The following is a 14,579-nucleotide window of genomic DNA, read 5'->3' as shown; positions in this document are numbered from 1 at the left end:
GCTACTCCGCGATGCCGACGACCAGCCAGATGAAGCCCACTCCCGCGACGGTGCACAGCAGCGTGGAGCGGGCCGGGTGGTCGTGGTGGGCCTCGGGCAGGATCTCGGCGGCGGCGAGGTAGAGGAGCGCCCCGCCGAAGAAGCCGAGATAGCAGCCGAGCAGTTCCTCCGGAAGGGTGAACAGCAGGGTGGTCGCCGCGCCCACGATCGGGGCCAGGGCGTCCGCGTACAGCATCAGGAGGGCCTTGCGGCGGGCGTTCCCGTAGAGGCTGGTGATCGTGTACGTGTTGAATCCGTCGGCGAAGTCGTGGGTGATGACGGCGAGTGCGACGGCGGCGCCCATGCCGCCGCCGACCTGGAAGGCGGCGCCGAGCGCGATGCCGTCCATCAGGCTGTGTCCCACCATCGCGGCCGCGGCCGTCATCCCGACCTGCGGCACTCTCTCCTCGCCCGCACCATGTGCCGCCTGGCGTACGGCCAGTGAACGCTCCACGACATGGGCCACCAGGAAGCCGCCCACGAAGAGCAGCAGCGCGGCGGGGACGCCGAAGACCGCTCCGCCCGCGGCATCCACCGCCTCGGGCAGCAGATCGAGACCGACGACGCCGAGCATCAGTCCGCCGGCGAGGCCGAGCACCAGGTGACGGCGGTCGGTGACGCGTTGAGCGACCCAGCCGCCGGCCAGGGTCATCAGGAACGCGCCGAGCGCGACGAACACCGCCATGGGCCCTTGCTAGCCGATCGACCCCCGGGCCCGCATCTCAGGCAGCCCTGAACCACCCCTTCGAACAAGGATTCAGCCCATGAACCGGACCGCGCTCGTCGTCGGCGTCGGTGCCCGCCGGGGCGTCACGGCCGACGAGGTCATCGGGCTGATCCTTCAGACGTTGCGCGCGGCCGGGCTGCGGGCCGCCGATGTGGTGGAGCTGGCAACGCTCGACACGAGGGCGGACGAACCGGGGATCACGGATGCGGCGGCACGGCTCGGGGTGCGGGTGCGCTCGTATCCCGCCGCGGTGCTGGCCGCCGTCCGCGTACCGAACCCCTCGGGGGCGCCGCGGGACGCCGTGGGGACACCGTCGGTCGCGGAGGCTGCCGCGCTCTCCGGCGCGGATGAACTCCTCGTACCGAAGCGGAAGTCGGCCTCGGTGACCTGCGCGGTGGCGCGCCGACTGCTTTCTGTCGGCACCCCGGCGTCGACGAATGGCGCTGAGCCGTTCACCATGGCTGCCATGCCCCCCACGAAGCACATCGACAGCGCCGGGCCGGACCTGCGGCACCACGGCGACGCGGAAGTACGCGGCCTGGATCTGACCGACCTCGCCGTGAACGTACGGACCGGTACGCCCCCGGACTGGCTGCGGGAGCGGATAGCCGCGTCACTGGTCTCGCTGGCCGCCTATCCGGACGGGCGTTCAGCACGGGCGGCGGTGGCCGCGCGGCACGGACTGCCCGAGGAGCGTGTCCTGCTCACGGCGGGTGCGGCCGAGGCCTTCGTGCTGATCGCACGGGCGTTGCCGGCCCGGCGGCCGGTCGTCGTGCACCCGCAGTTCACCGAGCCGGAGGCGGCGCTGCGCGCGGCCGGGCACGAGGTGGGGCGGGTGGTGCTGCGTCCGGAGGACGGCTTCCGGCTGGATCCGGCGGCGGTGCCCGAGGACGCCGATCTGGTGGTCGTCGGCAATCCGACCAACCCGACGTCCGTGCTCCATCCCGCGGGTGTGCTGGAGCAACTGGCGCGGCCCGGGCGGACGCTGGTGGTCGACGAGGCGTTCATGGACGCCGTTCCGGGCGAACGGGAGGCACTGTGCGGGCGCGAGGACGTCCCCGGGCTCGTCGTGCTGCGGAGCCTGACCAAGACCTGGGGCCTTGCGGGGCTGCGGATCGGCTACGTGCTCGCGGACCCGGCGACGCTGGCTCTGCTGCAGGAGGCGCAGCCGCTGTGGCCGGTGTCCTCCCCCGCCCTGGCGGCGGCGGAGGCCTGCATGGAGCCGCGTGCGCTGGTGGAGGCGGCCGATGCGGCGGACCGTGTCGTGGTGGACCGGGCGCATCTGCTGGCCGGGCTCGCGGAGTTCAGTGAGGTGCAGGTGATGGAGCCGGCGGCGGGGCCGTTCGTTCTCCTGCGGGTGGACCGGGCGGACGAGGTGAGGGAGCGGCTGCGCTCACGGGGGTTCGCCGCGCGGCGTGGTGACACGTTCCCCGGGCTGGGCAGCGAGTGGCTGCGGCTGGCCGTGCGCGACCGTGTGACGACCAACAGATTCCTCCAGGCGCTCGACCTGGCGCTGCAGGGGCTGCCCCGGAGAGCGGCCGGCTGACGGACCCACGGGGCGGGAAGCGGTGTTCCGTCACACGAACGCCGCTTCCCGCCCCTCCCCCACGTCCCCCTCGGGTGGTTCAGCTCCGGGCGCGCCTGCGGGCGACGACCGTGGCACCGGCGCCGGCCGCCAGCAGAAGGGCCGAGCCGGCTGCGATGTACGGGGTCGAGGAGCTGGATCCGGTCTCGGCGAGGTCGCCGCTGCCGGATGCCTGGACCGGGTCGGAGCCGGTCTGGGGCTTCACGTCGACGGCATCGCCCTTGTCGCCCGTGCTGCCGGTGCTGCCGGTGTCACCGGATCCGCCGGTCGAGCCGCCGCTTCCGGAGGAGCCGGCGGTGGAGCCGCCGTCCTGCGAACCACCACTGCTCGAACCACCGCTGTCCGAACCGCCACCGTCCGAACCGCCGCTGCTCGAACCGCCGTTGTCCGAACCGCCGTTGTCCGAACCGCCGTCACTGGCGCCGCCGTCCCCCGAGCCGCCACCGCCCTTCGGCGTCCTGCACGTGGCCTCGGCGAGTGTGACCTCTCCCTGCACATCGGCCACGTTGAGCTTGCCCGGGTTCACGGACACCCGCAGCTGAAGCGCCGTCGCGGCGGCCGTGCGCGAGGTGGTGCTGGTCTTCGACAGGTCGAGGGTCACCTCGCCGACGCCCGGCACCTCGACCTGCGTCCGACCGCCCGAGGTCAGCCTGATCCGCTTGCCGAGCACCGAGACGTGCCCCAGTACGTTCGACTCCGCGACCGGCTTCCTCCCCACCTCGCAGACCGCCTTGGAGGTGACCTTCTGGACTTCGATGAGCGAGAGCAGCGGCAGTCCTGGTACGTGCACCCGGGCCTTCACGAGGTTGGTGTAGCCCTCGGCCCTGTGCTTGTCGACGGTCGCTTTCGCGGTGGCCACGTCGGCCTTCAGCACATGGACGGGGCGCCCCCGCTCCGCTCCGTCGAGCTCCACGCTGAGCGCGGTCTCCTCGGCACTCGCCGGTGCCTGCACCTCGTTCAGCGTGGCCTTGAGCGGCACCTCGACCGACTTGTTCAGGAGCGAGACGTCCAGTGCGGCCCGGAGTACGACCGCGCTCGCCTTTCCGCGGCCGTCGGCCGGGGTGGCCGGCGCCGTTCCGGTGGCGGCCTGCGCGGGGACGGCGACCAGCAGTGCGACGGGCGCGGCGGCGACGGCCAGGGCAGCCAGGCGGAAGGTGTTGCTGTTCAAAATGGTGGAACCCCCACAAGAGACTTGGAGCCCTCCGGCGCCGTCAATGGGGGACATCGCGTGCGCCGGGGACCTCGACTCCGTGAATCTTTACGCACAGAGGGTGAACTGACAGACACCTGGCGTCAGTTCACTCCAAAGGGGGTTTTTCGCGTACACCTTCGAATATTCCGGCACAGGAGTTCCCCGGAGTCACTCGTTTCGCCCAGCGCGGCGGCGCGCTCACCGGACGGCCGGAAGAACGCAACGAGGTGCTTCAACGAGTGGGCGGCCACCGGGTCACTGCCGGTCAACCCGGCGCCTCCCCGACCGGTCAGCCGACCACCCGCCCGTTGAGCACCACCCGCCGCGGGTCCGCCAGCACGCGCACGTCCGCCCGCGGGTCCTCGTCGTACACGACCAGGTCCGCCGGAGCACCCTCCTCCAGCACCGGCCGGCCGAGCCACTTCCGGGCGCCCCAGGCCGTCGCGGAGAGGGCTTCGACGGGCGGGATGCCCGCCTTCACCAGTTCGGCGACCTCCCCCGCCACCAGGCCGTGGGCCAGCGAGCCGCCCGCGTCCGTGCCGACGAAGACCGGGATGCCCGCGTCGTACGCCGCGCGCACGGTGTCGTAGCGACGCTCGTACAGCTGCCGCATGTGGGCCGACCACTGGGGGAACTTGGCCTCGCCGCCCGCAGCGAGGTCGGGGAACGTGGCGATGTTGACCAGCGTCGGGACGATCGCGACGCCACGCTCCGCGAAGAGCGGAATGGTGTCCTCGGTCAGCCCCGTCGCATGCTCGATGCAGTCGATCCCCGCCTCCACCAGGTCGCGCAGGGCGGCCTCGGCGAAGCAGTGAGCGGTGACCCTGGCCCCCAGGCGGTGCGCCTCGGCGATGGCGGCCTCGACCTCGGCGCGCGGCCAGCAGGCGGTCAGGTCGCCGGCGTCGCGGTCGATCCAGTCGCCGACCAGCTTCACCCAGCCGTCCCCGCGCCTCGCCTCCCGCGCGACGTACGCGACCAGGTCACCGGGCTCGATCTCGTGGGCGTAGTTCCTGATGTACCGGCGGGTCCTGGCGATGTGACGGCCCGCTCTGATGATCTTCGGCAGGTCCTCCCGGTCGTCGATCCACCGGGTGTCGGAGGGTGATCCGGCGTCCCGGATGAGCAGCGTGCCCGCCTCCCGGTCGCTGAGGGCCTGCTTCTCGCTGGTCGCCGCGTCGACGGGTCCGTGGCGGTCGAGGCCGACATGGCAGTGCGCGTCGACGAGACCGGGCAGGGCCCAGCCGCTGACGGTCACCGCGTCGTCCGCGCCGGGCGGCCGCTCGTAGGTGATCCGCCCGTCGACGGCCCAGAGACCGTCCCTGACGTCGTCGGGGCCGACGAGCACCCGCCCCTTGATCCGCAGCACCGGCGCCACCTCGTGATCACTCATGGCTGCACTGTACGAGGCGGTGGACAAGGGCCTCCAGGAGGCGCTGGGTACCCTCGAAGCACCGCCGACCGCAGCTGGACCGATCCGAAGAGAGCACCACCGTGACGCACCCCCTCCTCGACCTTCCCCCGCTCACCGCAGCGCATTTCGCGGCGATCGAGCGTCGGGTGGCCGACCTCCTCGCCACCGAGCAGGACGTCGTGATCATGCAGGGCGAGGCGTTGCTGCCCCTCGAAGGCTGCATCCGGGGCGGGGCCGGGGCCGGTTCGACCGCGCTGAACATCGTCACGGGTCCTTACGGCCAGACCTTCGGCAACTGGCTGCGGGACTGCGGCGCCGATGTCGTCGATCTCGCGGTGCCGTTCCACACGGCGGTCACCGCCGAGCAGGTCGCGCAGTCGCTGGCCGCGCGCCCGGAGATCGACTTCGTGTCGCTGGTGCACGCCGAGGCCGCGACGGGCAACACCAATCCGGTCGCGGAGATCGGCGAGGCGGTCCGGGCCCACGGTGCGCTGTTCATGCTGGACGCCGTCGCGTCCGTGGGGGCGGAGCCGCTGTTGCCGGACGCCTGGGGTGTGGATCTGTGTGTCATCGGCGCCCAGAAGGCGATGGGCGGCCCGGCCGGGGTCTCGGCGGTGTCGGTGAGCGGGCGTGCCTGGGAGCGGATCGCGGCCAACCCGAAGGCTCCGCGGCACTCGTACCTCTCCCTCCTGGACTGGAAGACGCGCTGGATCGACGGTGGGCGCAAGGCGCTGCTGCACGCGCCCGCACAGTTGGAGATGCTGGCGCTGGAGGCTTGTCTGGAGCGGATCGAGGCCGAGGGCCTGGACTCCCTGATGGCCCGGCACGCCTCGGCGGCGGCGGCGACCCGGGCGGGCGCCCTGGCGCTCGGCGGCGGGCTGGAGCCGTACGTCCACGATGCCCGCGAGGCGGCGCCGGTCGCCACGACGCTGCGCGCCCCCGAGGGCGTCGACGCCTCCGTCCTGGTCGAGCGGGCGCTCGCCGCCGATCCTTCGCTGCCCCTGATCGCGGGCGGCGGCGCGCTGTCCAAGGAGATGATCCGGGTCAACCACTACGGCGTGGACGCGACGCGGGGCTCGGTCCTGTCCTCGCTCGCCGCCCTGGGTGCCGCGCTGGACGGCGCCGGACGCACGACCGACCCGGAGGCTGCCCGCAAGGCCGTATCGGAAACCTGGCCGGGGAACTGAATTCACCCGGACCAATAATCGGGCGCCTCAATCGATGAATAAGGGGAGCTGCTTTATCAGGAGCAGCTCCCCGCATTCTTCTGCCCGCTTTCCTCGCACCTAAACACCCCAGTTCCCACATGGCCCGGCCGCGTAATCCGGATGCGTGTCACGAGAGTTACGACCCTGTGACCGACTCCACAGAGAGGCCGTTATGCCGGATAAATTCCGGTCAAATGGTGAGAAAACGTCCCCCGATCCGGCCTGGATCGCGCCCGCGTGATAACACATCGACACCTCCCGCCCAACCCCCTACGTCGATGCAATTTTGATTTTTGCTGGGTAAATTCAATTCGCATGACCGCAGCACCAGCAGACTTTGCACGTGCCCGAAGCGAATTCCTCAGAATCGACACCCCGCGAGTGGAGGACGGAGCAGCGATCTGGCGAATTGCCCGCGACTCCGAGGTCCTGGACCTCAACTCCTCGTACAGCTACCTGCTGTGGTGCCGTGACTTCGCGGCGACCTCCGTGGTCGCCCGCGACGAGAACGGCGACCCCGTCGCCTTCGTTACGGGATACATCCGCCCCGACCGCCCCGAGACGCTCGTCGTCTGGCAGGTGGCCGTCGACCGGGCCCACCGCGGGAAGGGACTGGCTGCCACGCTGCTGGACGCCCTGATCGCCCGCGTGGCCGCCGCCCAGGGCCTGGCCTCGGTCGAGACGACCGTCACTCCGGACAACACCGCGTCCGACCGCCTGTTCACCTCCTTCGCGCAGCGCCACGACGTTCCCCTGGAGCACGAGGTGCTCTTCGACGGCGAACTGTTCCCGGAGGGAACACACCTGCCGGAGGTCCTTTACCGCATCGGCCCGCTCCACGCGTAGGGCCTGACCCGCCCCCCGCCCCGGGCATGCCTCACCCGCCGCCCGTCACACCCCCCTCGAGCAGGAGATTCGCTGTGACCATCACCCCGCCCGCCCTGAGTGTCTTCGAGACCCTGGAGTCGGAAGTACGGAGCTACTGCCGCGGTTGGCCCGCAGTCTTCGACCGCGCGCAGGGCGCCCGGCTGACGGACGAGGACGGACACTCGTACCTCGACTTCTTCGCCGGTGCCGGATCCCTCAACTACGGCCACAACAACCCGGTGCTGAAGCGCGCGCTGATCGACTACATCGAGCGCGACGGCATCACCCACGGTCTCGACATGGCCACGACGGCCAAACGCGCCTTCCTGGAGACCTTCCAGAACGTGATCCTGCGTCCCCGTGACCTGCCGTACAAGGTGATGTTCCCCGGCCCGACCGGCACCAACGCCGTCGAGTCGGCGCTGAAGCTCGCCCGCAAGGTCAAGGGCCGCGAGTCCGTCGTCTCGTTCACCAACGCCTTCCACGGCATGTCGCTCGGCTCGCTCGCCGTGACCGGCAACGCCTTCAAGCGTGCGGGCGCCGGCATCCCGCTGGTGCACGGCACCCCGATGCCGTTCGACAACTACTTCGACGGCCAGGTCCCCGACTTCCTGTGGTTCGAGCGGCTCCTGGAGGACCAGGGCTCCGGGCTCAACAAGCCCGCCGCCGTGATCGTGGAGACCGTGCAGGGCGAGGGCGGCATCAACGTCGCCCGCGCCGAGTGGCTCCGCGCGCTCCAGGACCTGTGCCACCGCCAGGACATGCTCCTGATCGTCGACGACATCCAGATGGGCTGCGGGCGTACCGGCGGCTTCTTCTCCTTCGAGGAGGCCGGCATCGTCCCGGACATCGTCACGCTGTCGAAGTCCATCAGCGGCTACGGCATGCCGATGGCGCTCTGCCTGTTCAAGCCCGAGCTGGACATCTGGGAGCCGGGCGAGCACAACGGCACCTTCCGCGGCAACAACCCGGCCTTCGTCACGGCCGCCGCCGCGCTCGACGCCTACTGGGCGGACGGCCAGATGGAGAAGCAGACCCTGGCACGCGGCGAGCAGGTGGAGCGGGCGCTGCTCGCGATCTGCGACGAGAACCCTCAGCTCGGCGGTCACTTCCGCGGTCGCGGCCTGGTCTGGGGCCTTGAGTTCCCCGACGCCTCGCGCGCCTCCGCCGTCTGCGCCCGCGCCTTCGAGCTGGGTCTGCTGCTGGAGACCTCGGGCCCGCAGAGCGAGGTCGTGAAGCTGCTTCCGTCGCTGACCATCACCCCCGAAGAGCTGGACGAGGGCCTGCGCACGCTGGCCCGGTCCGTCCGTGAGACCGCCTGACCGGGGTACGCCCCCGGGGCAGGCACATCTGAGCAGTACAGAAGAGAAAGGCACCATCCCACCGTGATCGTCCGATCGTTCAGTGACATCGAGAACACCGACCGGCATGTGAAGGCCGCCTCCGGCACCTGGGAGAGCAAGCGCATCGTGCTCGCCAAGGAGAAGGTGGGCTTCTCGCTCCACGAAACCGTGCTGTACGCGGGCACGGAGACGTCCATGTGGTACGCGAACCACATCGAGGCCGTGCTGTGCACCGAGGGCGAGGCCGAGCTCACCAATGACGAGACCGGCGAGAAGCACTGGATCTCCCCGGGAACGATGTACCTGCTGAACGGGCACGAGCACCACACGCTGCGGCCCAAGACCGACTTCCGCTGCGTGTGCGTCTTCAACCCCCCCGTCACCGGACGGGAGGACCATGACGAGAACGGTGTCTATCCGCTGCTGACAGAGGAGGGCTGAACCCCATGACCACCGAAGTACGCGCCGACCTGTACCCCTCGCGCGGCGCCGCCGAGATGACCACTCCCCGCCAGGACCCGGTCATCTGGTCCGCGCCGGGCGCACCCGGTCCCGTCGCCGCGAAGGACCTCCAGGGCTTCGAGCAGGACGGCTTCCTCACCGTCGACCAGATCATCACGGACGACGAGGTGGCCGGCTACCACGCCGAGCTGGAACGGCTGATCGCCGATCCCGCGGTCCGTGCCGACGAGCGCTCGATCATCGAGCCGAAGTCGCAGAGCGTGCGGTCCGTCTTCGAGGTCCACAAGCTCAGTGAGGTCTTCGCCCGGCTCGTGAGCGACGAGCGCGTGGTGGGCAGGGCCCGTCAGATCCTCGGCTCGGACGTGTACGTCCACCAGTCCCGGATCAATGTGAAGCCGGGCTTCGGTGCTTCGGGCTTCTACTGGCACTCGGACTTCGAGACCTGGCACGCCGAGGACGGTCTGCCGAACATGCGGACCGTGTCCGTCTCGATCGCGCTGACCGAGAACCACGACACCAACGGCGGGCTGATGATCATGCCCGGTTCGCACAAGTCGTTCCTCGGCTGCGCGGGCGAGACGCCGAAGGACAACTACAAGAGGTCCCTGCAGATGCAGGACGCCGGCACCCCGTCCGACGAGGCGCTGACGAAGATGGCCGACCGGCACGGCATCAAGCTCTTCACGGGCAGGGCCGGTTCGGCGACCTGGTTCGACTGCAACTGCATGCACGGCTCGGGGGACAACATCACCCCGTACGCGCGCAGCAATGTCTTCATCGTGTTCAACAGCGTGGAGAACACGGCCGAGGAGCCCTTCGCGGCTCCGATCCGCCGCCCGGAGTTCATCGGGGCGCGCGACTTCACGCCGGTGAAGTAGGGACGTACGACGGTCGGTGGGGGCGGGACGCATCGCGTTCCGCCCCCACTCGCGTTCTCCACTCACGGAGGTAGCGGTCCACGTCGATGCGCATGTGCGGGCGCTTCTCGCCCCACCTGGCCCCCACCGCGCTCAGTTCCGCGGCGACCGTCGCGCGCATCCGGCCCCGCGACGGCAGGCGCCGGCTCGGGCTCCGTCCGGGCGGCAACCTTCCTGCCAGGTGCGGCGACCAGGAGACGTACCGGTCCCTCCACGACGATGACGACGAGGTCGCTATGCCCCGATCCATCCATGCTTCCCACCGTCGCCGCCGCGGCCGCATGTTCGCGGGAGGGGTGCTCGCCACCACGCTCACCGTGACCGCGGGTGTGCTGGCGGTCGGCCCGTCGGCCGGTGCGGCGGAGGAGGTCTCCGCACCCGCCAACAAGGCCACCGCGGCACTGGCCGCCGCACGCGTGGCCGAGAAGCTGGATCGCGGCCTGGTCGCCGTGCCCGCGAGCGGTGGCGTGCTGGTCACCTGGCGGATGCTCGGCAGCGACGCGGAGAGTGTCTCCTTCAAGCTGTACCGCGGCTCGACACTGATCGCGGAGACCGGCAAGACCAACTTCCTGGACACGGGCGGCAGTTCCACCTCCGCGTACGAGGTCCGCGCCCTGGTGAACGGCGTCGAGCAGCCCGGCGAGAAGGCGGGGGTCTGGGCCTCGGGCCGTCTCGACATCCCCCTCGACAAGCCTGCGGGCGGAACCACCCGCGACGGCGTCGCCTACACCTACGCCGCCAACGACGCGTCCACCGCGGACCTGGACGGCGACGGCGCCTATGAACTGGTGCTGAAGTGGGTTCCGTCCAATGCCACCGACGTGGCCAACTCCGGCACGTGCACCGGGCCGACTCTCTACGACGCGTACGAGCTGAGCGGCAAGCGGCTGTGGCGGGTCAACCTCGGGACGAATGTGCGCAGCGGCTCGCACTACGACTCGTTCCAGGTGTACGACTACGACGGCGACGGCAGGGCCGAGGTGGCCGCGCGCACCTCGGACGGTTCCAAGGACTCCGCGGGCACCGTCATCGGCGACGCGTCGGCCTCGCACCTCGCGGCGAACTGCGCGGTGCTGAGCGGCCCCGAGTACCTGTCCGTCTTCAACGGGCAGACCGGCAGGGTGATGGACTCCGTGCCCTTCGAGCCCGCTCGAGGCGCCGTCTCGGACTGGGGCGACACCTGGGGCAACCGGGAAGGGCGGCTGCTCTCCGCGACCGCGTACCTCAACGGTTCCTCGCCCAGCATGATCTTCAGCCGGGGCATCTACGAGCGCATCGCGATCGCCGCGTACGACTGGAACGGCACCGACCTGAGCCGCCGCTGGACGTTCGACACCAACAGCTCCACCAACTACGGCAAGGGCTTCGACCAGCAGGGCAACCACAACCTCGCGGTCGCCGACGTGGACGCGGACGGCAGGGACGAGATCGTCTACGGCGCCATGGCCGTCGACGACAACGGGAGCGGGCTGTGGACCACCGAGCTCGGGCACGGCGACGCACTGCACGTGGGTGACCTGGACCCGTCCCGGCCCGGCCTCGAATCCTTCAACGTGCACGAGCACACCGACTCCGCCTACGGCTACGAGATGCATGACGCGAGGACCGGCCAGATCCTGTGGGGCACCAAGACCGGCACGGACGTCGGGCGGGGCATCTGCGCGGACCTGACCCGCACTCACGCCGGTGCCGAGTGCTGGTCGAGCGGCGGCGGGCTCTACGCGGCCAACGGTACGAAGATCAGCGACGCGGTCCCGACGTTCAGCGGCGGGGCCTCGTACAACTCCGCCATCTGGTGGGACGGCGACGCCAACCGTGAGCTCCTCGACCACCGCTGGTCGGGCACGGCGGGTGTCGGCTACGGCCAGGTGCTGAAGTACACCGGCTCCACCGAACTGACCCGCATCTGGTACGACCAGGACGCCAAGTCCAACAACTGGACCAAGGGCAGCCCCGCCCTCTCCGCCGACCTCCTCGGCGACTGGCGCGAGGAAATGCTCTGGCGCAACACGGACTCCACGGCGCTGCGGCTGTACACCACACCGCACCCCACCGAGTTCCGGCTGCCCACACTGATGAGTGACCCCGTGTACCGGCTCGGGATCGCCTGGCAGAACACCGGATACAACCAGCCGCCGCAGGTCAGCTACTACCTCGGCACGAAGTAGCGGACACCTCTCCCTCAACCCCCTTCGGGGGGAAGCGGTGCCTGGACAGCGGCGCGTACCCGGTGGATGTGCGCCGGGGCCAGTGGCTCGTCGAGATGACGAGCCCGTAGGACCGCCGTCCGGGCACCGCCCATCGGAGCCCGTCAAGTAGCCCCCGATGCCCAAGAATTGGCCCACCCCGGGCGTTCATGAATGGCCCACGATCTTGGGGCACCCGAAGCCTAGGGTTTCCCGGGTCAGTGACGTTGAGCGGCTCTCCGGGCCGCTCCGGCCCGGGAGTCGCATGTCCATACGGTTGCTGCCGCCCCCAGGCGCACCCCGGACCCTCGCCGCCGCCCAGCTGAGCAACTCCATCGGCGACGGCATGTACTACACCTGCTCGGCGCTGTACTTCACCCAGATCGTCGGCCTGTCACCGGCCCGGCTCGGCCTCGGGCTGACGATCGCCTGGGCCGTCGGCTCCCTGGCCGGGGTGCCCCTGGGCCATCTCGCCGACCGGCGCGGGCCACGCACACCCGCGGTCCTCCTGGCCCTGGCCACCGCCGCGCTCGTCGCCTCGTTCCTGGTCATCCACTCGTTCGTACCGTTCCTGCTGGTTTCCTGCCTGTACGCAACCGCCCAGTCGGGCCTCTCGGCGGTCCGCCAGGCCCTGCTCGCGGGCCTGGTCTCCCCCGTCGAACGCACCGGCGTCCTCGCCCACATGCAGTCCACCCTGAACGCGGGCCTCGCCGTGGGCGCGGCGGTCGGCGGCCTGGCCCTGAGCAACGGGACACGCCACGCCTATCTGGCCGTCTTCGCCCTCGACGCGATCGGCTTCCTGGCCTGCGCGCTGATCCTGCTGCGCCTGCCCGCCGTGCGGCCGGCCCCTCGGCGTACGGGCGACGAACCCCGCCTCGCCGTACTGAGGGACCGCCCCTACGCCGTCGTCACGCTCATCAACACGGTCCTGCTGTTGCGACTGCCCCTGCTCAGCCTCGCCATCCCGCTGTGGATCGCCAACCGCTTCCCTCAACTCGCCTGGCTGGCCTCGGGGCTCTTCGTCCTCAACACCGTTGCCGTGATGCTCTTCCAGGTACGGACTGCGAGCCGGGTCAGCGATCTGCGCTCCGCCAACCGCACCGTGCGCCGCGCGGGCGTCATCCTGCTCGCCTCGTGCGCCGTCTTCGCCGTCTCGGCCGCTCGCCTGCCGGCCTGGGCCACCGTGGCGGTCCTGGTCGCCGGTGCGACGCTCCAGGTCATCGGGGAGATGAAGCAGTCCGCCGGGTCCTGGCAGATCGCCTTCGACCTGGCCCCGCCCCACCGGACCGGTCAGTACCAGGGCTTCTTCGGCACCGGCGTGGCCGTGGCCCGCACCCTAGGACCGACGCTGGTCACCGCGCTCTTGCTGACCTGGGGTGTTCCCGGCTGGCTCCTGCTCGGCGGCCTCTTCCTCGCCGCCGGCTACGCGATGGGTCCGGCGGTGCGCCGGGCGGAGGGCAACCGGCCCGGGGCCGGACGGGAGACCGGCGCACCACAGACGCTCAGCGGGGCGGCATCCCCGTGAGGTGATGCGTGTGCCCGGGTCGCTCGTCGGGGCCGGGCGCTCCGACGCACACAGGGATATTCAATCCGCTGGACCGCGGGCCCGGTTGCCGAGGAGAGTGGCGCCCTATGACTTCTCTCGTACAGCACATCACCATCGACTGTTCCGACGCCTACAAGCTCGCCGTCTTCTGGGCCGGAGTCCTCGACTCGGCCGTGTCCGACGACGACGAGCCCGGTGACCCCGAGGCGCTCGTCGAGACGCCTCGTGCCGCACTGCTCTTCGTCACGGTTCCCGAACCCAAACGCGCCAAGAACCGCGTCCACCTCGATCTGCGCCCCGACGACCGCAGCCGTGACGCGGAGGTCGAGCGGCTGCTCGCTCTCGGTGCCACGCTGGTCGCCGACCACCGCAAGCCCAACGGGCGGGGCTGGGCGACGATGGCCGACCCCGAGGGCAACGAGTTCTGCGTGGAGTGCAGCGCCGCCGAGCGCGCGGCGCTGAGCGGGACCCGGATGCCGGTCACCGCGGACGACGTGGCACGGGCCGTGCACCTCGCGGTCGACGTCCTCAAGGAATCCCCGGCGGACAACTGGCAGGTACCGGCCGGATCGTTGGAGTGGAGCTGCTGGGAGACCGTCGAGCACCTGAGCGACGACCTCTTCGCGTACGCGGTCCAGCTCGGCCCCAGGAAGCCGCCGACCGACACCGAGGTGCCCTACCGGTGGGCGGCGGAGCGCGAGGGCGGCCCGGCGAACTCGATCTTCGCGGACCCGGCGGCCGGGTCCGCCGGGCTGCTGCAGACCCTGGAGGCGAGCGGCGCCCTGCTCACGGCGATGGTGCGGACGACTCCGGCGGACGTCCGTTCGCACCACGTGTTCGGGCTCTCCGACGCGGAGGGCTTCGCCGCGATGGGCATCGTGGAGACCCTCGTGCACACCCACGACGTCGCCGAGGGCCTGTCCCTGTCCTGGGCGCCGCCCGCGGATCTGTGCGACCGGGTGCTGGCCCGGCTCTTCCCCGGTGCGCCGGACGACGAGGACCGGTGGGCCGTCCTGCTCTGGTCCACCGGCCGCGCCGATCTGCCGGGCCGCGACCGTGTCAGCTCGTGGAAGTGGCACGGCGCGCCCCTGTAGCC

The 14,579-nt window shown here is 70.8% G+C and carries 12 protein-coding genes; 9 read left to right on the top strand and 3 right to left on the bottom strand.

The genetic code is table 11. The features are described from left to right. Position 1: 1 nt before the first annotated feature. Positions 2-724, bottom strand: coding sequence for a ZIP family metal transporter (locus OG257_RS29410; protein ID WP_329212423.1), 723 nt, complete (start codon positions 722-724; stop codon positions 2-4). Positions 725-803: 79 nt separating this feature from the next. Between OG257_RS29410 and cobC the strand changes: the two genes are divergently transcribed. After that, positions 804-2,312, top strand: a complete 1,509-nt coding sequence (gene cobC / locus OG257_RS29405; RefSeq protein ID WP_329212421.1) for an Rv2231c family pyridoxal phosphate-dependent protein CobC — start codon at positions 804-806, stop codon at positions 2,310-2,312. Positions 2,313-2,391: 79 nt separating this feature from the next. Here cobC and OG257_RS29400 read toward each other — a convergent pair whose 3' ends face one another. Continuing rightward, the gene (locus OG257_RS29400; RefSeq protein ID WP_329212419.1) at positions 2,392-3,519 is read right to left on the bottom strand and encodes an SCO1860 family LAETG-anchored protein; all 1,128 of its coding nucleotides are present in this window, start codon (positions 3,517-3,519) and stop codon (positions 2,392-2,394) included. 313 nt (positions 3,520-3,832) lie between these two features. After that, positions 3,833-4,933: an amidohydrolase family protein gene (locus OG257_RS29395; RefSeq protein WP_329212417.1), complete on the bottom strand. Its 1,101-nt coding sequence runs from the start codon at positions 4,931-4,933 to the stop codon at positions 3,833-3,835. 101 nt (positions 4,934-5,034) lie between these two features. Here OG257_RS29395 and OG257_RS29390 point away from each other — a divergent pair, with 101 nt between their 5' ends. The 8 genes from OG257_RS29390 to OG257_RS29355 all read left to right on the top strand — a co-directional run bounded on the left by OG257_RS29390 (position 5,035) and on the right by OG257_RS29355 (position 14,577). Then, positions 5,035-6,141, top strand: coding sequence for a pyridoxal-phosphate-dependent aminotransferase family protein (locus tag OG257_RS29390; RefSeq protein ID WP_329212415.1), 1,107 nt, complete (start codon positions 5,035-5,037; stop codon positions 6,139-6,141). Between the two features lie 336 nt (positions 6,142-6,477). After that, on the top strand, positions 6,478-7,008 hold the full coding sequence (gene ectA / locus OG257_RS29385) for a diaminobutyrate acetyltransferase (RefSeq protein ID WP_443054499.1): 531 nt from the start codon (positions 6,478-6,480) through the stop codon (positions 7,006-7,008). Positions 7,009-7,082: 74 nt separating this feature from the next. Next, complete coding sequence (gene ectB / locus OG257_RS29380) at positions 7,083-8,351, top strand: diaminobutyrate--2-oxoglutarate transaminase (RefSeq protein WP_329212411.1); 1,269 nt, start codon at positions 7,083-7,085, stop codon at positions 8,349-8,351. Positions 8,352-8,414: 63 nt separating this feature from the next. Then, complete coding sequence (locus OG257_RS29375) at positions 8,415-8,813, top strand: ectoine synthase (RefSeq protein ID WP_037691652.1); 399 nt, start codon at positions 8,415-8,417, stop codon at positions 8,811-8,813. 5 nt (positions 8,814-8,818) lie between these two features. Then, positions 8,819-9,712, top strand: coding sequence for an ectoine hydroxylase (gene thpD / locus OG257_RS29370; RefSeq protein WP_329212409.1), 894 nt, complete (start codon positions 8,819-8,821; stop codon positions 9,710-9,712). A 92-nt stretch (positions 9,713-9,804) separates the two neighbouring features. Then, the gene (locus OG257_RS29365; protein ID WP_329212407.1) at positions 9,805-11,919 is read left to right on the top strand and encodes a rhamnogalacturonan lyase; all 2,115 of its coding nucleotides are present in this window, start codon (positions 9,805-9,807) and stop codon (positions 11,917-11,919) included. 283 nt (positions 11,920-12,202) lie between these two features. Beyond that, positions 12,203-13,462 (top strand): MFS transporter, encoded by a 1,260-nt coding sequence (locus OG257_RS29360; RefSeq protein WP_329212405.1) that lies wholly within the window; start codon positions 12,203-12,205, stop codon positions 13,460-13,462. 107 nt (positions 13,463-13,569) lie between these two features. Further along, positions 13,570-14,577, top strand: coding sequence for a VOC family protein (locus OG257_RS29355; RefSeq protein WP_329212403.1), 1,008 nt, complete (start codon positions 13,570-13,572; stop codon positions 14,575-14,577). Positions 14,578-14,579: the final 2 nt, after the last annotated feature.

Origin of the sequence: Streptomyces sp. NBC_00683, assembly GCF_036226745.1 — a bacterium.
GTDB lineage: Bacteria > Actinomycetota > Actinomycetes > Streptomycetales > Streptomycetaceae > Streptomyces.
This window is presented reverse-complemented; position numbering and strand designations above follow the sequence as displayed.

Coding starts and splice junctions, on each gene's coding strand:
- OG257_RS29410 (WP_329212423.1), bottom strand. CDS start 724: ATGGCGGTGTTCGTCGCGCTCGGCGCGTTCCTGATGACCCTGGCCGGC.
- cobC (WP_329212421.1), top strand. CDS start 804: ATGAACCGGACCGCGCTCGTCGTCGGCGTCGGTGCCCGCCGGGGCGTC.
- OG257_RS29395 (WP_329212417.1), bottom strand. CDS start 4,933: ATGAGTGATCACGAGGTGGCGCCGGTGCTGCGGATCAAGGGGCGGGTG.
- ectA (WP_443054499.1), top strand. CDS start 6,478: ATGACCGCAGCACCAGCAGACTTTGCACGTGCCCGAAGCGAATTCCTC.
- thpD (WP_329212409.1), top strand. CDS start 8,819: ATGACCACCGAAGTACGCGCCGACCTGTACCCCTCGCGCGGCGCCGCC.
- OG257_RS29365 (WP_329212407.1), top strand. CDS start 9,805: ATGTGCGGGCGCTTCTCGCCCCACCTGGCCCCCACCGCGCTCAGTTCC.
- OG257_RS29360 (WP_329212405.1), top strand. CDS start 12,203: ATGTCCATACGGTTGCTGCCGCCCCCAGGCGCACCCCGGACCCTCGCC.
- OG257_RS29355 (WP_329212403.1), top strand. CDS start 13,570: ATGACTTCTCTCGTACAGCACATCACCATCGACTGTTCCGACGCCTAC.